The organism is Litoreibacter roseus, from assembly GCF_009811795.1.
Lineage (GTDB): Bacteria > Pseudomonadota > Alphaproteobacteria > Rhodobacterales > Rhodobacteraceae > Litoreibacter > Litoreibacter roseus.
In genome coordinates, this window is the sequence record NZ_BLJE01000004.1 from 211,630 (window position 1) to 227,448 (window position 15,819).

Below are 15,819 nucleotides of genomic sequence, written 5' to 3' on the forward strand. Positions count from 1 at the left end.
AGACACTTTAGAATGCAGGGCGGCCGGTCTCGCACGACCCGCCGCCCTTTTTGTTTCAGATGGTCTTAGCCGCTGTGCCGCAGGGAAGAGACAAGTCTGGGTACCATCCGGAACAATCCTGTGAAGGCCGCAGCGCGGGCCTCGTGGGCTTTGCGCTGCGCATCGATCGTGGGTGTATTGGTTTGCAACTCGAACATTTTGGACCTCTTTGATTTGAGAAACTTAACTTAACTCAACATCGCTTTTCTGTTTTCTTCTGACAAACGAGACTTTCCCTGTGTTCAGATAAGTAATACTTGTGTGAAGTGTCTGATCGCCTTCCTCCGCTGACCGCCTTGCGTGCCTTTGAAGCTGCCGCGCGTCACATGAGTTTTGCGAAAGCTGCCGAGGAGCTTCGGGTCACACCAGCGGCGCTGTCGTTCCAGATCAAATCGCTTGAAGATCACATCGGCGTGCCGATGTTCAAACGCCTCAATCGGGCAGTGGAATTGACCGAAGAAGGTCGCCTGCTTCAACCTGGTGTGTCGGACGGGTTTGCGGCGCTGCAACTTGCGTGGTCCTCAGTCAAACGGCGTTTGGAAGAAACGATCCTTACCGTGACAGCGGGGCCGGGTTTTACGGCGAAATGGCTTGCGCCCAGACTTTTTTCCTTCGCGCAGGCGAATCCCGACATCGAATTACGATTTGCTGCGGGTCTTCGCATCATGGATTTCGCGCGTGATGATATTGACGTCGCGATCCGCTTCGGGCGGGGCGGAGACGATGCATCGCTCTATTCGCGGCCCATCATCAAGGAATGGTCGATACCGATGATGACGCCTGAGTTAGCGCACAAGGTAAAGATACCAGAGGATCTGCGGGCTCTTCCCCTTCTGCATCAGGACGACACGCAGTTTTTGAAGCCGGATCTGACATGGGATGCGTATTTCGATGCCGTGGGCATTGGTCCAGCGTCGGGGCAAGGAACGCGCTTCAGTCAGGCAGACCACGCCGTTGATGCTGCACTTGCCGGTGCTGGCGCAGTTTTGGGTCGGGCGTCGCTGACGGAGGCTCATTTGCGAGAGGGTAGGCTTGTCATGCCGCTCAAACAGGCGATCTGGGCGCATGCGGATTACCGGATCGTTTGCCCCATCGGGACAGAAACACGCCCCCATGTGGCACGATTTATCGACTGGGTTTTGGAGGAGACGGCAAGTATTGCGCGGTTGGCCGATACGGTTGAAATAATTGATCGGACCTAAGTGTCTTGAATGTCGTCGGAGGGCAGGGCGCGTCAAAAAACGCGCCTGCCCGAGATTGGTCGCTAATTGGCGAGCCGCTCGATTTCTTCTTTCAATTTAAGCTTTTGCTTTTTCATGTCCACGATAGACAGATCGTCAGTGCCGGGGCAGCGTTGCGCTTCTTCAACGCGTTGGGATAGTGTTTCATGTTTCCGTTTCAGCTCCGTCAAATGCGAACTGAGTGTCATGGCATACCTCCTGCAAGTTTGAATGTGTCTCTACGACATCATAAAAATAGGTATGTGTCACGAAATTCACATGCGGCACTGCGGCGCAAATACCTAAAATATGAGCGGCTCGCCTCGGCGCAGAATGGCCTTTGCCGCGTCGGCATAGCTGTCGCGGTCTACGTCATGTGCATCGCCCTTATGTAAAATCAGCGGGTTATATAGTGTCGCGGGCGATCTGCTGCCTTTCTTCGCCCGAACAATGATCCGGCTGGCAGGACGATTGGCTCGGCTGGCGAGCGGTTTTATTTCAAGCGCACCTGCCCGCGGCCTGAGCAGTGCAAGAATATCTGGTAAGCGCTCGGCCAAGTGGATCAGTGTGATGTGACCTTTGGGGGCGCATCGCTTAAGGGCGGCATCAATCCACATTTCCAGCGGTGTGTCTTCCTTTCGCGCCCGCGCCCGTCCGCTGTTGTCCGCCCGTGTGCCGCTGGTGAAAAACGGTGGATTTAGGATGACATGATCGAAGCTTTGTCCGCTGATCTCTTGTGGTAGGTTCGCCAGATCTGCCTCGACAACGTTGAGTGGAATGGCATTCTCATCTGCGTTTTGCCGCGCGAGGGCGCAGTAATCCGGCTGAAGTTCCACGCCCGTTAGGTGTAATGCTTTGGTGCGCTTTCCTAGACACAAGATCGCAGTTCCCGCACCGCAACCCAATTCCAGAACTGTTTGGCCCCGTTCTGCCGGACAGGCGGCGGCAAGAAAGACTGCATCTGCGGTCGCGCGATAGCCGAGCCGGGGCTGGTTGATCTGTAACAGGCCCCCGAGAAAAGCGTCGCGCGTCAGGCAATTTCCATCGGCTGGCACGGTCTACCCTTCGAAATCGATCGCATTGTCGCGCAAAACCGCGCGGGCCATGAACAGATCGCGCTCTACCACCATCAGGCGGCGCGGCAATACGCCCACGGATCCTTCAAGAACGCTCATATGGACGTCCATTTCAAAGACGCTTATATCCTCCCCACCTAGGAGTGCTTTGGCGAAGGCGATGACCGTCGGATCGTTACTGCGAAGAAGCTCTTTCATTCAGTGAACTAACGACAGGCCGGACGGATTGTCGAGGTCTGTGGCGATATGAGGCAGAGCGAGTTGATGAGCTTGGATGATGCGTCCACCAAACCACATGACCGGCTGCAAGCGGCCCTGTCTGACGATCTGGCGTCCGTTGCGACCCTGATCCGCGCGCGCATGGCCTCGGAGCATGCGCCACGTATTCCTGAAGTGACGGCGCATCTCGTGGAAGCCGGTGGCAAACGGGTCCGACCTATGATGACGTTGGCGGCGGCGCGTGCGTGCGGCTATGATGGTCCGTATCACGTTCACCTTGCGGCAACCGTCGAGTTTATTCATACGGCGACGCTTTTGCACGACGACGTCGTGGACGAAAGCGAACAGCGTCGCGGACGACCCTCGGCCAACCTGCTTTGGGACAACCAGTCCAGCGTCTTGGTCGGGGATTACCTCTTCGCCAGATCGTTCCAGTTGATGACCGAGACCGGTCGTCTGGATGTGCTGCGCGTCTTGTCGGATGCAGCGGCCACTATTGCCGAAGGCGAGGTCTTGCAGCTTACCGCCGCACAGGATTTGTCGACGTCGGAAGATACCTACCTGAAGATTGTCCGGGGCAAGACGGCGGCGTTGTTTTCAGCGGCGACGCAGGTCGGCGGTATGATTGCAGATGTGGAGCCGCGTGTTGTGCAAGCTTTCTTTGACTACGGCGACGCGTTGGGCATCAGCTTTCAGATCGTGGACGATATTCTCGACTTTGGGGGGGTATCGGCGCAGACCGGCAAGAATGTTGGTGACGATTTTCGGGAGCGGAAGTTAACGTTGCCGCTGATCAAAGCGATTGCCGCGGGCGGCGATAAGGACCGTCCGTTCTGGGTGAAGACCATCGAAAAAGGTGTGCAGGACGAGGGCGATCTGGAGACAGCTCTCGATTTGCTCCGGAGCCATGGGGCGCTTGAGGCGGCGCGCAGCGATGCACTGATGTGGTCTTCAAAAGCAAAGGCTGCGCTTGAGGAGGTTCCGGATGATCCGTTGCGCGACATGCTCAGGGATCTGGCAGACTACGTTGTCGAACGGATTGCCTAAGCCGTCGCCAGCTTTGGACCTACGGCAGAATTTCCAAGAATGGCGGGCTTGATCCACCAATTTGGGTGTTGTGCGGACAAAACATCTGCCTGAGCTTGCGCGGCGTCCTCGGTGTCGTAAATCCCGAAACATGTGGCCCCAGACCCAGACATGCGTGCCAGATGGCAACCCTTTGCCATCGCCAGCGCGGCAAGAACGTCGGTTATGATCGGAGCTACTTCGATGGCCGCGTCCTGCATGTCATTTCTCTGCTCTGCCAGCCACGCCGCGAAATCAGCAACGGTTTCAAAGCTGGGAATAATGTCTGGCATGGGAGGGTTCGCTTTTACCGCGATACGGGCGAACACGTCCGGGGTTGAAACAGGAACGCGTGGATTGACCAGAACAACAGGGACTTGGGGAAGGTTTTGAAGAAAGCTCAGCTGCTCTCCGATACCCCACATCCTTGCCGTTCTTGAGAACAGGCAAACCGGAAGATCAGCGCCCAGTGATTTGAGCTTTGCCGAAACGGTGGCGATCTCATCTTCGTCCAGACGATCCGGATCGAGCGCTTTTTGAAGGAGGTCGTCCAGCGGTATGTCGAACCAATGTTTCAACAACCCGCGGAGGGCGGCGGCTGCATCCGCAGAGCCACCCCCTATACCAGCCGCGGTTGGTAAATGTTTCGCCAGAAGGAACGCCACGCCACGCTCTGTCTTGAAGATTTCCGCCGCCTGCATAATCGAGTTCTTCGTATCGGTCGGAACGCCAGCCGCTTCAGGTCCCTCTATCGTCAGCGACCGGGTGTTCGCATCAAAAATATTCAGATGGTCACCAATGGTGGCAAACATGACGAGGCTGTCCAGCAGATGGTAGCCATCGTCCCGCTGACCCACGATGTGAAGCGAAAGGTTGACCTTCGCGGGCGCGAACATCTTAGTCGTTCGCGGTTTGTGTTTCGCCTGCTTCCGCTTCTTCTTCAGCCAAGACCTTATCCAAGCCCACTTCGATCTTGCGACGGATGCGTTCCGCATCAGCTTCTTCCGGCTCAAACGAAAGTGCCCGTTTCCACTGGAATTCCGCTTCCCGGAAGCGATTTACTTTCCAATACACATCGCCGAGATGATCGTTGACGATGGGATCAACGGGCAGAAGCTCGACCGCACGTTCCATCGGCTCGACGGCATCCTCATAGCGACCCAGACGAAAATAGACCCATGCAAGGCTATCGGTGATATACCCGCTGTCGGGTCTGCGCTCGACGGCCGTTTTGATCATCTCAAGCGCCTCGGGCAGCTTGATGCGCTGCTCGACAAGGGAATAACCCAGATAATTCAGAACGTCCGGCTGATCTGGCGACATCTCTAGAGCAGTGCGGAAATCAGCTTCCATTTCGGCGAGATTGCCCATCCGTTCGTGCACGATGCCGCGTGCGTAGTGGACGGGCCATGCGTCACGATCATTCGCCTCATGCAGTTCAAGCGAACGGGTGTAAGCCGCCAAGGCCGCCTCGTCCCGCTCTTCCCGACTTAGCAGGTCCGCAAGTGCTGAGTGAACGACGGCGGTGTCAGGGTAAGCTTTGCTGAGCGCAGTCAGGACCTCGATTGAGGCATCTTTGCGTTCGGCGGAGTAAAGCGAGTCAGCGCGGCCCATTTCTGCGATAAAATACGCCGGATGGGTATTTGGAACGCGCGCGAAGGCTTTTGTAGCCAAGTCGTACTGACCAATGTCGTCTAGTGTTTCAGCGATGGTCAGAAGGGCAGGCACATGATCCTCGCGCAGCAATTCGGCCATGCGCGAATAGATCATAATGTGTTCAGGTGCAGCGCGGCCATTCAGGATCGCGGCCATGTTGTAATACACTTCCGCCGCGCCGTGCTGCGGGGTCGTAACAAAATCGTACTCAATCTCTTCGCCTGCATTCAAACGATCGCGCAAATCGTTCAGTTCTGCGCTGAAACTCTGTTCTGTCGCCGCGTTCACCAGCGCCAAAGCGTCGTCGGACCGATCCAGCTGAACCAGAACCTGCGCATGCGCTTCCATCCCACGGGTGCTTAGGGTGAGAGGACCATATTTTGCGCCCGACAAGATGTCGTCCGCCGCCTCGAAGTCACCGACCATCGCAAGCGCGAGGGATTGCTGGTATCTTGCAAAGCTGGCGAAATCCGGTGTCTCGGCTACCGCATCGAATGCCGCGAGCGCTTGGGACATCTGCCCGCGTCCAATCTCGATCCACGCATTGATAAGCCCATCGACCAGCGGTGTGAGCCCTTGAGGATCGGAAGACGGGACCATCTCGGCGTCAAACTTGCCGTCCCGAATGGCCAGAGTGTTCAGCGTGATCGCGACGATCTGGTTTTCACCGCCAGCCTTCAGATGCCGTCGAGCCACTTCGACCGCACCTTCGATATCTCCCAAGGCGATCATTGAGATAAGGGCATTCTCCAAGAGCGTAAGATTGCCCTGATCCCGGTCGATCGCCTTGCGATAATACTTTGCAGCGTCGTCATAGTCCGACGCGATTGTCGCCTGTCGGGCCGCCAGATAGGGTCCGGATACACCCTGTGCAGGCGCCATGCCTGGCGCGAGCAAGCCGGCCAGTGCGGCGGTGAAGACGAGGTCCCGAAACTTCGACGATGCAGTCATAGCAATCCATGTTCTGTTTCAAAAACGAATTTGGCAGAGCGTAGGGACCATCACGTAAGTTGTCCATGCGCGCAGGGGTTACATAGGCGGGTGCCCGTGGCCCATCCGCTACATGTTCGGATAGTTCGGTCCATCGCCCCCCTGCGGTGTGGTCCAGACAATGTTCTGGCTGGGATCCTTGATGTCGCAGGTTTTGCAGTGGACGCAGTTCTGGAAGTTGATCACAAAGCGGGTGTCTTTGCCTTCTTCCTCGACGAATTCGTAAACGCCTGCCGGGCAATATCGCGCCGACGGGCCTGCATATTTGGGCAGGTTGATGTCGACCGGAATGCTGGGGTCCTTTAGCTTGAGGTGGGCTGGCTGGTTTTCCTCGTGATTGGTCATAGCGAAACTGACATTGGTCAGGCGATCGAAAGACAGCGTGCCGTCTGGTTTGGGATAGTCAATCGTTTGGAACTTGCTGGCCTCACCGGTGGCGTCGGCGTCTGACTTGCCGTGGCCGAGGGTACCCAAAACAGATGCGCCGAACAGGTTGTTGGTCCACATGTCAAACCCGCCAACTGTAAGCGACGCAGTAAGGCCGTAATTCGACCAGAGTGGCTTGACGTTGCGGACGCGCTTGAGGTCCTTCCCGATGGGGCCGGAGCGCACTTCGCTGTCATACCCGTCCAACGTGTCGCCTGTCCGCCCTGCACCGATTGCGTCAAAGGCTGCCTCTGCGGCGGCCTTGCCGGACAGCATCGCATTGTGGTTCCCCTTAATGCGCGGGACATTGACCATTCCTGCCGAACAGCCCAACAGAGCGCCGCCCGGGAAGACTGTTTTCGGCAACGACTGCCAACCGCCTTCGGTGATCGCACGGGCGCCATAGGCCACGCGTTTTCCGCCTTTCAGCAGCTCTGCCACCATCGGGTGATGTTTGAAGCGCTGGAATTCCATGTAGGGGAAGAGATGCGGGTTCTCGTAGTTCAGGTGGACCACAAAACCGACATAAACCTGATTGTTATCAAGGTGGTAGATAAACGACCCGCCGCCCGCGTTCTTTCCAAGCGGCCAGCCCATTGTATGCGTGACCGTGCCTTCGGAATGCTTGTCTGGATCGATTTCCCAGATCTCCTTCATGCCGAGGCCGTATTTCTGCGGTTGGGCGTCTTTGGCCAGGTCAAACTTTTCAATGATTTTCTTCGAAAGGGATCCCCGCACCCCTTCACCCAGAAAAACGTATTTGCCGTGCAGTTCCATCCCCGGCTCGTAGCTGTCGCTTGGCGTGCCATCGGGGTTCAAGCCGAACTCCCCTGCAATCACGCCTTTCACTTCGCCGTTCTCGCCGTAGACGAGGTCAGAGCACGCCATGCCCGGGAAAATCTCGACACCCATCTCTTCGGCCTTTTCTGCCATCCAGCGGCAGACATTGCCCATGGAGACGATGTAATTGCCGTGGTTGTTCATCAGCGGCGGCATGACAAAGTTTGGAATACGAAGCTGACCGGCCTCGCCCAGCATGTAGAAGTTGTCTTCTTTCACCGGTACAGTGATCGGCGCACCCATTTCGCGCCAATCGGGCAGAAGCGCGTCCAAGCCGGACGGGTCCAGCACGGCACCGGACAGAATATGCGCCCCGACCTCGGAGCCCTTTTCGAGCACGACGACCTGTAATTCCGCATCAAGCTGTTTGAGCCGGATCGCAGCACTTAGCCCCGCAGGACCTGCCCCAACGATCACAACATCGTATTCCATGCTTTCGCGTTCAATCTCAGCCATCAACTCATCCTGTCTCGTGCGCCTCGCGGCAATCCGGTGCTCAGTACTCTTTAAATAATTCGCAGGCCTCCATGTAAGAGGCAAATGCGACGTTGCGTCGCCGATATCGCAGTAATTTTCAGTAAAAACGCCGGGTTTTCCTGCCTGAAGATATATCTTAGAGGGTTTCGAAGCACTGATTGAAGAGGATCACGATGTCTGTTCTCCGCATGATCTACCTCGCGCTGGCCGTCTGGGGCGCCATACATCCGATGAGCTACTTCATCGCGTGGTTCAATGAAAACGGCTACTCGCTGATGGCCATGGTCGACGCGTGGCATGTAAATGCCGCCACCAGCGGGCTGGTCTGGGATCTTACAATTGCCGCCGTCGCGCTGACGGTTTGGATCATCGCGGAGGTCTACACCCGTAAGAACTGGTTTGCTCTTGTTGCGATCCCTGCAACTTTTGGCATCGGTGTGTCGTGTGGCTTGCCGCTCTACCTCTTTCTGCGGACAAGGCCTGTCTGATGGATCATTTTCTCTATCGTGACGGCGCGCTTTACGCCGAGGATGTCCCAATTGCCGATATCGCCGCCTCGGTTGGGACGCCATTCTACGTCTATTCCTCTGCGACCCTGACCCGGCATTTCAAACTGTTTGACGATGCATTGGCCGGGACGGACCACCTTGTGTGCTACGCGATGAAGTCGAACTCCAATCAAGCGGTACTAAAGCTGTTGGGTGATCTCGGTGCGGGCATGGATGTGGTGTCGGCGGGCGAGTACCTCCGTGCCAAGGCGGCTGGAATCCCGGGTGAACGGATCGTTTTTTCCGGTGTCGGCAAGACCGCCGAAGAGATGCGGATCGCGCTCGAGGGTGGAATTCGCCAGTTCAACGTGGAATCCGAGCCCGAAATGGCGCGTCTCTCCGGAGTTGCTGAAAGTTTAGGCAAAACGGTGCCGATTACTGTGCGGGTCAATCCAGACGTGGATGCAAAAACCCACGAAAAGATCGCGACGGGCAAAGCCGAGAACAAATTTGGCATTCCGATCAGTCGGGCACGAGAGGTTTATGCGCAGGCGGCTGCTTTGCCGGGGCTCGAGGTTATTGGGATAGACGTTCATATCGGCAGCCAGCTGACCCAGCTTGAGCCATTCGAGCTAGCCTTTCGGAAGGTCGCCGATCTGACGGAAGTTCTGCGGACAGATGGGCATGACATCCGTCGCTTGGACTTGGGGGGCGGGCTTGGCATTCCCTACGAGCGGTCGAATGAGGCCCCGCCCTTACCGATTGAATTCGGAGAATTGATAAAGAAAACAGTAGGTCATCTGGGATGCGAAATCGAAATCGAACCCGGACGCCTGATCTCGGGTAACGCTGGATTGCTGGTGGCCGAGGTCATCTATGTGAAGGATGGCGAAGACCGGCAGTTCCTGATCCTCGACGCGGCGATGAACGATCTGATCCGCCCTGCAATGTATGGCGCCTATCATGACATCATACCCGTCGTGGAACCCGCGCCGGGTGGGGAGCAGGTGAAGTATGATGTGGTCGGCCCCGTGTGTGAAAGTGGCGATACCTTCGCCAAGCAGCGGGTCATGCCGCAGGTCGGAACTGGGGACTTGATTGCCTTCAGATCCGCGGGTGCTTACGGGGCCGTCATGTCCTCCGAATACAATACACGCCCCATGATTCCCGAGATTCTTGTCCATGAGGATCAATTCGCCGTCATTCGGGCACGTCCGACCTTTGACGAGATGATAAATCGCGATACCATCCCAACTTGGTTGTGATGCTATGGGGCATCCAGCCGATCTGGAGCGCTCTATGACCACAGACCCTCGTGTACCTGACGTATCGGCCTTGAAATGGCCATTGCGACTGACGTGGGTTGGGCTGACAAGCGAACGATTGGTGCGGGCCTTCTGGCCGTTGGCTGCTGTCGTGATGGTCGTCTTTGCCGCGATTGCGTTTGATCTTCAAAGCGCGCTGTCTTTGGAGGGCGTCTGGGTCGTAACGTTGGCATCTGGTGCTGCGTTGATCGCCGCACTGCTGTTTGGTTTACGCACATTCCGCTTACCGGCGCGGGGCGAGGCATTGGACCGTCTAGACCGCTCGATGGCGGGTCGTCCCATCTCTGCCGCGCTTGATACACAGGCAATCGGCGACAACGATCCACAATCGCAAGCGGTCTGGGATGCCCATGTCCGCCGAATGGAAGCGCGGCTCAGCGAGGCTGAGGCCGTATCGCCTGACCTGCGGCTGTCCAGCCGTGATCCTTACGCGCTGCGCTATGCGGCGTTGCTGGCATTTGTCGTGGCGCTTGGTTTCGGCAGCATTTGGCGGGCCGGCTCGCTGTCCGATCTTAGCCCGCAGCTTGCAGGCGAAGCTGTCGCGGCTGGCCCCGCTTGGGAGGCTTGGATCGAGCCGCCGCGATACACCGATAAGCCGACGCTATATCTCAATGAGGTGACCCGGGACCAGATCGCGGTGCCGGTCGGCAGCCAGTTGACCGTTCGTCTTTATGGACAGATTGGCGATCTGGGGTTGTCTGAGACCGTATCTGGCCGCATTCCGCCTGCTGAGACCGGAGAAGATGAAGCGCCTCAAACCGCATTTTCCCTGCCCATCGAACAGAATGGAACTGTCGCTATCGAGGGCACGGACGAAAGCTGGGATATCACGGCAACCGCCGACGCGCCGCCAAAAGTCTGGTTCCAGGGGCTGATTGATCGCAGTCCCAACGGCGATATGCGGATGAGCTTCAATGCGTCTGACGATTACGCGGTCGCTGCGGGCAACGCTAAGGTTGAACTTAACCTTGATCAATTGGACCGTCGGTATGGTTTGGCCGTTGATCCGGAGCCGCGTGAAGGTTTCACACTGGATTTGCCGATGCCGCTCAGCGGGGATCGTGCGAATTTTTCCGAAACTCTAATCGAGAACCTTGCTCAGCATCCTTGGGCCAATCTTGACGTGAGGTTCAATCTCACGGTTCGCGATGACGCGGACCAGATAAGTGAGATTGAAGTCATCGAGACGGAGCTTCCCGGTCGGCGGTTCTTCCAGCCGATTGCGAAGGCTGTGGTTGAGCAACGGCGCGATTTGCTGTGGTCCCGCGAGAATGCGACCCGCGTCAGTCAGGTGCTGCGCGCGATCACTTACGAGCCAGACGGGTTTTTTCCAAACGAACAGGCTTACCTGACCCTGCGAATGGCGATCACGCGGCTTGATCTGGCGCGCGAATATGACGGTCTGGATGTCGAAAAGCAGGAAGAGCTTGCAGAAATGCTGTGGCAGGCGGCGATCCTGCTGGAAGAAGGCCGTCTTTCTGATGCGCTTGAGCGACTGCGTCAGGCGCAGGAAAAGCTGTCTGACGCCATGCGCAACGGGGCAACCGACGAAGAAATAGCTGAGCTGATGCAAGAGCTGAACGAAGCCATGCGCGACTACATGCAGCAGCTTGCCCAAGAGGGTCAGCAAGGCGAGCAGCAGCAGGCTCAGAACCAGCAAGGTCAGGAGGTCACCGAAGACCAGTTGCAGCAGATGCTCGACGAAATTCAGCGCCTCATGGAAGAGGGCCGGATGGACGAAGCCGAACAGCTTTTGTCCCAGCTGATGGAGATGATGCAGAACATGCAAGTCGCTCAAGGTCAGCCTGGCCAAGGTCAGCAGGGCGAGGGTCAGCAAGCGATGGAAGGTCTTCAGGATACCCTGCGCGAACAGCAGGGCCTGAGTGACGAGGCATTCCGTGATTTGCAGGAACAGTTCAATCCGGGCGCACAGGCAGGCGAAAGCCAAGGCAACGAGGGCCGCAATGGCGGGCAAGGTAGGGGGCAGGACCATGAGGGTCAAAGCGGCCAAGGCCAGCCTCAGGATCAGCAACAAGGCGAGGGTGGCGAAGGAAATCAGCAGGCCGAGAATGAAGGCCCGGGTGGCGGATCGCTTGCGGACCGTCAGCGCGAATTGCGCAACGAGTTGAGCAGGCAAAGCCAGAACCTTCCCGGTACAGGCACGCCGGAAGGCGACGCGGCGCGTGAAGCGCTTGGACGCGCGGGCGAGGCAATGGATCGGGCCGAAGAGGCATTGCGCGATGACCAGACGGCGGAAGCGCTTGGCGCGCAGTCGGACGCCATGGAAGCGCTGCGGGATGGGTTGCGCAGTCTGGGTGACGCGCTGGCCCAAGAGCAACAACAGCAGGGTGGTCAGCAAGGGCAACAGGCCGGACAGCCTTCGCGTCAGCAGCGCGATCCTTTGGGCCGCGAAGCGGGTTCAGACGGTATGATCGGGTCTCAAGACAACATGCTGCAAAGCGAGGATGCGCGTCGCAGATCCCGTGACCTTCTGGACGAAATTCGTCGCCGGTCCGGTGAACAGGAACGTCCCGAGGTTGAGCGGGATTACCTTAAACGGCTTCTGGATCGCTTCTAACGTTACCTGGTGTAACTTGCGACCATATCGTTGATCTGGTCGATCAACCTGCCCGCAGCCGTCTCAAGATCGACACGCGTCTGATCCACCCATGTGACATAGCCCGTCAAATGCTCTGACTGATCCGGGAAGTTTTGGGACAGCTGTGGTGCGTAGACATAGAGTGCCAACACCAAGACGGCCGCGATAAGCGTCAGGCCAAACCCGATGCGAAAACCTCGTTGGCGGCGAACGATCTTGTCCACCCGGCTTAGTTCTTTGCCTTGGCCTTCCTCGGGCGATGGCTTGGGTGCATCACGCAGGGTCGAATTTATCTCTTCAATATCCGGCAAGCGTTGCCGCTTTTCGTCTGAATCTTCGTCAGTCGTCTCCGCCATCGTCACCGGTGCGGGGACGACAGGGGGAACCGGGGGGATCGGTGGCTTGGGTGCAGTGGTCTCAGCCGGTGGTTCTTCCTTTTTAGGCGTCGGTGGGGTTTCCGCAGCAGGCTGATTTTCAAGCCCCATGTCGGTCTGCACCTCTATACCGGACGCTTCCGCCTGGCGTGCCTTGTTTTCGCGGGCAACCTCTTCGTGGATAACCTTCAGCGCATCGGGATCGGTTTTCGGGCGGGGAATGTTCGTCGCGGCGGGCGCCGGTGTTGGCTCTGCGTCTCCGTCATCCTCGCCGTCGATTGGGCGGGCCGTGGCGGCGTCAGGGCGCTGAAACCAGGTTGTGGTACAATTTGAGCATTGGACATCCCGACCGTCTTCCGGGATCAGGCCGTCCTCCACCTCATATTCGGCGTCGCAATTCGGACATGAGAGCCGCATTATTTCCTATCCCGCGTCCGCCCCGGCCGCATAAAAACTTGTCTCAGAGAGTCATATCGCGACGTTTTCTCTATTCCAAGCATTAGTGTTTTCAACCAACTACATCTGTGACTTGCATTGACATGGATGTCGATCAGCGACAGGGATCAGGGCCAAACAGTGTGACAAGGGGATGCATTTGGGACACGCGCTGCAATGGATCAGGTCGATCATCTTTGTCGTACAGATGTACATCGCGATGCCAATTGTTGGCTTAATCTATATGCCTTGGGCTATTTTCAGCCCGTACGGCGCTGTCGCGGGCTGCCATGCGTACGCCCGCTATGTGCGATGGACAGCCCGGTGGATCGTAAACCTGAAAACAGAGGTGCGCGGGACGCCGCCGACAGATCAGGTTTTGATTGCAGCAAAGCACCAGTCGTTCCTCGATATCATCGTGATCTACAGCGAGATTCCCCATGGGAAGTTCATCATGAAGCGAGAATTGCTCTACGCTCCCATTCTTGGGCAATTTGCCTACCGGATAGGATGTGTGCCTGTCAGCCGTGGCAAACGGGGGCAAGCCATCGCGAAAATGGTGGCCGATGTCGAGCGTGGAAATCAACTGCCCGGACAACTGGTGATCTACTCCCAAGGCACGCGTGTGGGACCTGGGGTCAAGATGCCTTACAAGGTCGGAACGGCGGTTCTTTACGAACAATTCGGCCATGATTGCGTTCCCGTCTCGACAAATGCGGGTGTCTTTTGGCCGCGCCGCGGCATTTACCGTAAGCCCGGCACGGCGGTGGTTGAGTTTCTTCCGACCATTCCGGCTGGCCTACCACGGGAAGAGTTTCTGGCGCGCCTTGAGGGTGAAGTCGAAGCGGCGTCTGACGCGCTTTTGGTTGAGGCTGGTTTTAGCCCCCCGGCGGCGCCGACGTGACCCACTACATCGAAGATATCGCTGCGCTTGAGGCGCTCTATGGAACACCCGGTGAAGCGTCACTTGTCAAAGTCGCCGCCCGAATGACGCCGCTCTACCGCGACTGGATCATGGCGTCTAAGCTTTGCGTCCTGACGACCGTCGGTCCGGACGGCACAGACGGATCACCTCGCGGCGATGATGGCCCGGTCGTATTAGAACTTAATCCGCAGACGTTGGCGATGCCGGATTGGCGTGGGAATAACCGGATGGATTCGTTGCGCAACATCGTGGCCGACGGGCGGCTGTCCTTGATGTTCATCGTGGCAGGCTCGAACAATGTTGTCCGCGTGAATGGGACCGGGCGGGTTAGCGTCGACCCTGATCTGATTGCAAAATTCGAACGCAAAGGCCAGATGCCCCGATCCGTGATCGTCATACAGATTTCCGAAATCTACACTCAATGCGCCCGCGCGCTTTTGCGGTCAGGCATCTGGCAATGGGACGGGCAGAATCCCGAGCTTCCTACTGTCGGTGACATTCTGAAAGAGATGACATCTGGCAGCTTCGACGGCGAAACCTATGATGCGGAATGGGCTGGCCGCGCGTCGAAAACCATGTGGTGATTAGGCTGCCAACCCTTGCGCGCCAAGATCGAGGTATTTCTGCCGTCGATCCTTGATCAGCGCTGGGCCGTCCAGCTTTGACAGATCATCCAGTATCGCCTCTACGGCTTTGCCAACGGCTTCAATTGCTGCCTTTGGGTCACGCTGCGCGCCGCCAAAGGGCTCCTTGATAATCCGATCGCAGACGCCGAGCTTATGCAGATCCTGCGCGGTCAGCCGTAACGCTTCGGCCGCCTCCCGCATTTTTTCAGCGTCTTTCCAGAGGATTGAAGCGCAGCCTTCCGGACTTATCACCGAGTAGATCGAATGTTCCAGCATGGCGACACGGTTGGCGGTCGCGAATGCCACTGCACCGCCGGACCCACCTTCACCGATGATGACAGAAACCAGCGGCACGCCAATTTCCAGACATTTCTGCGTGGATCGCGCGATGGCTTCCGATTGCCCGCGTTCTTCAGCTCCCTTTCCGGGGTAGGCACCGGGGGTGTCCACAAGCGTCACGACCGGCAGATTGAACCGATGCGCAAGATCCATGAGGCGTACGGCCTTGCGATAGCCTTCCGGCCGGGCCATGCCGAAATTGCGTTCAATCCGGGTGTTGGTGTCGTGGCCCTTTTCGTGGCCGATCACGACAACGGATCTATCACCAAGTCGGGCCAACCCGCCCATTACAGCGTGGTCATCGGCAAAGTTACGGTCGCCGGCCAGAGGTGTGTATTCCGTAAAGAGTGCCTCGATATAGTCTTTGCAATGGGGGCGTTCGGGATGGCGCGCGACCTGACATTTCCGCCAGGGTGACAGGTCGGCGTAGAGGTCTTTCAGAAGCGTTTCCGCTTTGGCATCAAGCGCGCTGGCCTCTTTTTCCACATCCATTTCATCGTTCTGACGGGCAAGTGCGCGCAGCTCTTCTGCCTTGCCCTCGATCTCGGCCAATGGTTTCTCAAATTCCAGATAGTTCTTCATTGCCTGCTCCGTCCCATTGGCATCCTATATGGCCGCGCTCTTCGAGGGATGCAACTCAGCAAGATTTGTGAAGCCCGCCCGTGTCATGCCACCCTTGGAACGACCAAAGGGGAGTATG

Annotated in this window: 16 protein-coding genes; 7 read left to right on the forward strand and 9 right to left on the reverse strand. The window is 57.4% G+C overall.

Annotated features, from left to right (window positions below):
- Positions 1 to 65: 65 nt before the first annotated feature.
- A complete protein-coding gene (locus tag KIN_RS22585) occupies positions 66 to 197 on the reverse strand; it encodes a hypothetical protein (protein WP_279285282.1) in 132 nt (43 codons plus the stop codon).
- Between the two features lie 108 nt (positions 198 to 305).
- On the opposite strand from KIN_RS22585, the gene gcvA reads away from it, so the two are divergent.
- Positions 306 to 1,241 carry a transcriptional regulator GcvA gene (gcvA, locus tag KIN_RS17090; RefSeq protein ID WP_159809338.1) on the forward strand — a complete coding sequence of 312 codons (936 nt, stop codon included), beginning with the start codon at positions 306 to 308 and terminating at the stop codon, positions 1,239 to 1,241.
- Between the two features lie 62 nt (positions 1,242 to 1,303).
- Here gcvA and KIN_RS17095 read toward each other — a convergent pair whose 3' ends face one another.
- From KIN_RS17095 to KIN_RS17105, 3 genes are all read right to left on the reverse strand, one after another.
- The gene (locus tag KIN_RS17095; RefSeq protein ID WP_159809340.1) at positions 1,304 to 1,468 is read right to left on the reverse strand and encodes a YdcH family protein; all 165 of its coding nucleotides are present in this window, start codon (positions 1,466 to 1,468) and stop codon (positions 1,304 to 1,306) included.
- 93 nt (positions 1,469 to 1,561) lie between these two features.
- Positions 1,562 to 2,314 (reverse strand): tRNA1(Val) (adenine(37)-N6)-methyltransferase, encoded by a 753-nt coding sequence (locus KIN_RS17100; protein ID WP_159809342.1) that lies wholly within the window; start codon positions 2,312 to 2,314, stop codon positions 1,562 to 1,564.
- A gap of 3 nt (positions 2,315 to 2,317) precedes the next feature.
- Positions 2,318 to 2,533: a putative signal transducing protein gene (locus KIN_RS17105; protein ID WP_159809344.1), complete on the reverse strand. Its 216-nt coding sequence runs from the start codon at positions 2,531 to 2,533 to the stop codon at positions 2,318 to 2,320.
- A gap of 66 nt (positions 2,534 to 2,599) precedes the next feature.
- Between KIN_RS17105 and KIN_RS17110 the strand changes: the two genes are divergently transcribed.
- Positions 2,600 to 3,601, forward strand: a complete 1,002-nt coding sequence (locus KIN_RS17110; RefSeq protein WP_159809346.1) for a polyprenyl synthetase family protein — start codon at positions 2,600 to 2,602, stop codon at positions 3,599 to 3,601.
- Here the strand turns inward: KIN_RS17110 and KIN_RS17115 are convergent.
- From KIN_RS17115 to KIN_RS17125, 3 genes are all read right to left on the reverse strand, one after another.
- Complete coding sequence (locus KIN_RS17115; RefSeq protein WP_243144962.1) at positions 3,598 to 4,515, reverse strand: 4-(cytidine 5'-diphospho)-2-C-methyl-D-erythritol kinase; 918 nt, start codon at positions 4,513 to 4,515, stop codon at positions 3,598 to 3,600. The two genes, KIN_RS17110 and KIN_RS17115, sit on opposite strands and share 4 nt — an antisense overlap.
- A 1-nt stretch (position 4,516) precedes the next feature.
- Positions 4,517 to 6,226: a tetratricopeptide repeat protein gene (locus tag KIN_RS17120; protein WP_243144963.1), complete on the reverse strand. Its 1,710-nt coding sequence runs from the start codon at positions 6,224 to 6,226 to the stop codon at positions 4,517 to 4,519.
- A 108-nt stretch (positions 6,227 to 6,334) separates the two neighbouring features.
- The gene (locus KIN_RS17125; RefSeq protein ID WP_159809350.1) at positions 6,335 to 7,987 is read right to left on the reverse strand and encodes an electron transfer flavoprotein-ubiquinone oxidoreductase; all 1,653 of its coding nucleotides are present in this window, start codon (positions 7,985 to 7,987) and stop codon (positions 6,335 to 6,337) included.
- Between the two features lie 194 nt (positions 7,988 to 8,181).
- Between KIN_RS17125 and KIN_RS17130 the strand changes: the two genes are divergently transcribed.
- Genes KIN_RS17130 through KIN_RS17140 form a run of 3 tightly spaced genes read left to right on the forward strand, consistent with a single transcriptional unit; the run spans position 8,182 to position 12,399 of the window.
- Positions 8,182 to 8,496 carry a DUF2834 domain-containing protein gene (locus KIN_RS17130; RefSeq protein ID WP_159809352.1) on the forward strand — a complete coding sequence of 105 codons (315 nt, stop codon included), beginning with the start codon at positions 8,182 to 8,184 and terminating at the stop codon, positions 8,494 to 8,496.
- Positions 8,496 to 9,761: a diaminopimelate decarboxylase gene (gene lysA, locus KIN_RS17135; protein ID WP_159809354.1), complete on the forward strand. Its 1,266-nt coding sequence runs from the start codon at positions 8,496 to 8,498 to the stop codon at positions 9,759 to 9,761. Before KIN_RS17130 ends, lysA begins: the two co-directional genes overlap by 1 nt.
- A 34-nt stretch (positions 9,762 to 9,795) precedes the next feature.
- On the forward strand, positions 9,796 to 12,399 hold the full coding sequence (locus tag KIN_RS17140; RefSeq protein WP_159809356.1) for a TIGR02302 family protein: 2,604 nt from the start codon (positions 9,796 to 9,798) through the stop codon (positions 12,397 to 12,399).
- Between the two features lie 2 nt (positions 12,400 to 12,401).
- Here KIN_RS17140 and KIN_RS17145 read toward each other — a convergent pair whose 3' ends face one another.
- Entirely contained in the window at positions 12,402 to 13,211 is an 810-nt protein-coding gene (locus KIN_RS17145) for a zinc-ribbon domain-containing protein (RefSeq protein WP_159809358.1), read from the reverse strand.
- Positions 13,212 to 13,389: 178 nt separating this feature from the next.
- Between KIN_RS17145 and KIN_RS17150 the strand changes: the two genes are divergently transcribed.
- Both KIN_RS17150 and KIN_RS17155 read left to right on the forward strand, forming a co-directional pair.
- Positions 13,390 to 14,133, forward strand: coding sequence for a lysophospholipid acyltransferase family protein (locus KIN_RS17150; RefSeq protein WP_159809360.1), 744 nt, complete (start codon positions 13,390 to 13,392; stop codon positions 14,131 to 14,133).
- A complete protein-coding gene (locus tag KIN_RS17155; protein ID WP_159809362.1) occupies positions 14,130 to 14,738 on the forward strand; it encodes a pyridoxamine 5'-phosphate oxidase family protein in 609 nt (202 codons plus the stop codon). Before KIN_RS17150 ends, KIN_RS17155 begins: the two co-directional genes overlap by 4 nt.
- On the opposite strand, the gene KIN_RS17160 is transcribed toward KIN_RS17155, so the two are convergent.
- Entirely contained in the window at positions 14,739 to 15,701 is a 963-nt protein-coding gene (locus KIN_RS17160) for an acetyl-CoA carboxylase carboxyltransferase subunit alpha (RefSeq protein ID WP_159809364.1), read from the reverse strand.
- Between the last annotated feature and the right edge of the window lie 118 nt (positions 15,702 to 15,819).

Bases quoted from the DNA above. Each gene is read 5' to 3' on its own strand.
- KIN_RS17125 (WP_159809350.1), bottom strand. From the start codon at position 7,987: ATGGCTGAGATTGAACGCGAAAGCATGGAATACGATGTTGTGATCGTT.
- KIN_RS17110 (WP_159809346.1), top strand. From the start codon at position 2,600: ATGAGCTTGGATGATGCGTCCACCAAACCACATGACCGGCTGCAAGCG.
- KIN_RS17120 (WP_243144963.1), bottom strand. From the start codon at position 6,226: ATGACTGCATCGTCGAAGTTTCGGGACCTCGTCTTCACCGCCGCACTG.
- KIN_RS17140 (WP_159809356.1), top strand. From the start codon at position 9,796: ATGACCACAGACCCTCGTGTACCTGACGTATCGGCCTTGAAATGGCCA.
- KIN_RS17160 (WP_159809364.1), bottom strand. From the start codon at position 15,701: ATGAAGAACTATCTGGAATTTGAGAAACCATTGGCCGAGATCGAGGGC.
- KIN_RS17145 (WP_159809358.1), bottom strand. From the start codon at position 13,211: ATGCGGCTCTCATGTCCGAATTGCGACGCCGAATATGAGGTGGAGGAC.
- KIN_RS22585 (WP_279285282.1), bottom strand. From the start codon at position 197: ATGTTCGAGTTGCAAACCAATACACCCACGATCGATGCGCAGCGCAAA.
- KIN_RS17095 (WP_159809340.1), bottom strand. From the start codon at position 1,468: ATGACACTCAGTTCGCATTTGACGGAGCTGAAACGGAAACATGAAACA.
- lysA (WP_159809354.1), top strand. From the start codon at position 8,496: ATGGATCATTTTCTCTATCGTGACGGCGCGCTTTACGCCGAGGATGTC.
- KIN_RS17130 (WP_159809352.1), top strand. From the start codon at position 8,182: ATGTCTGTTCTCCGCATGATCTACCTCGCGCTGGCCGTCTGGGGCGCC.
- KIN_RS17115 (WP_243144962.1), bottom strand. From the start codon at position 4,515: ATGTTCGCGCCCGCGAAGGTCAACCTTTCGCTTCACATCGTGGGTCAG.
- KIN_RS17105 (WP_159809344.1), bottom strand. From the start codon at position 2,533: ATGAAAGAGCTTCTTCGCAGTAACGATCCGACGGTCATCGCCTTCGCC.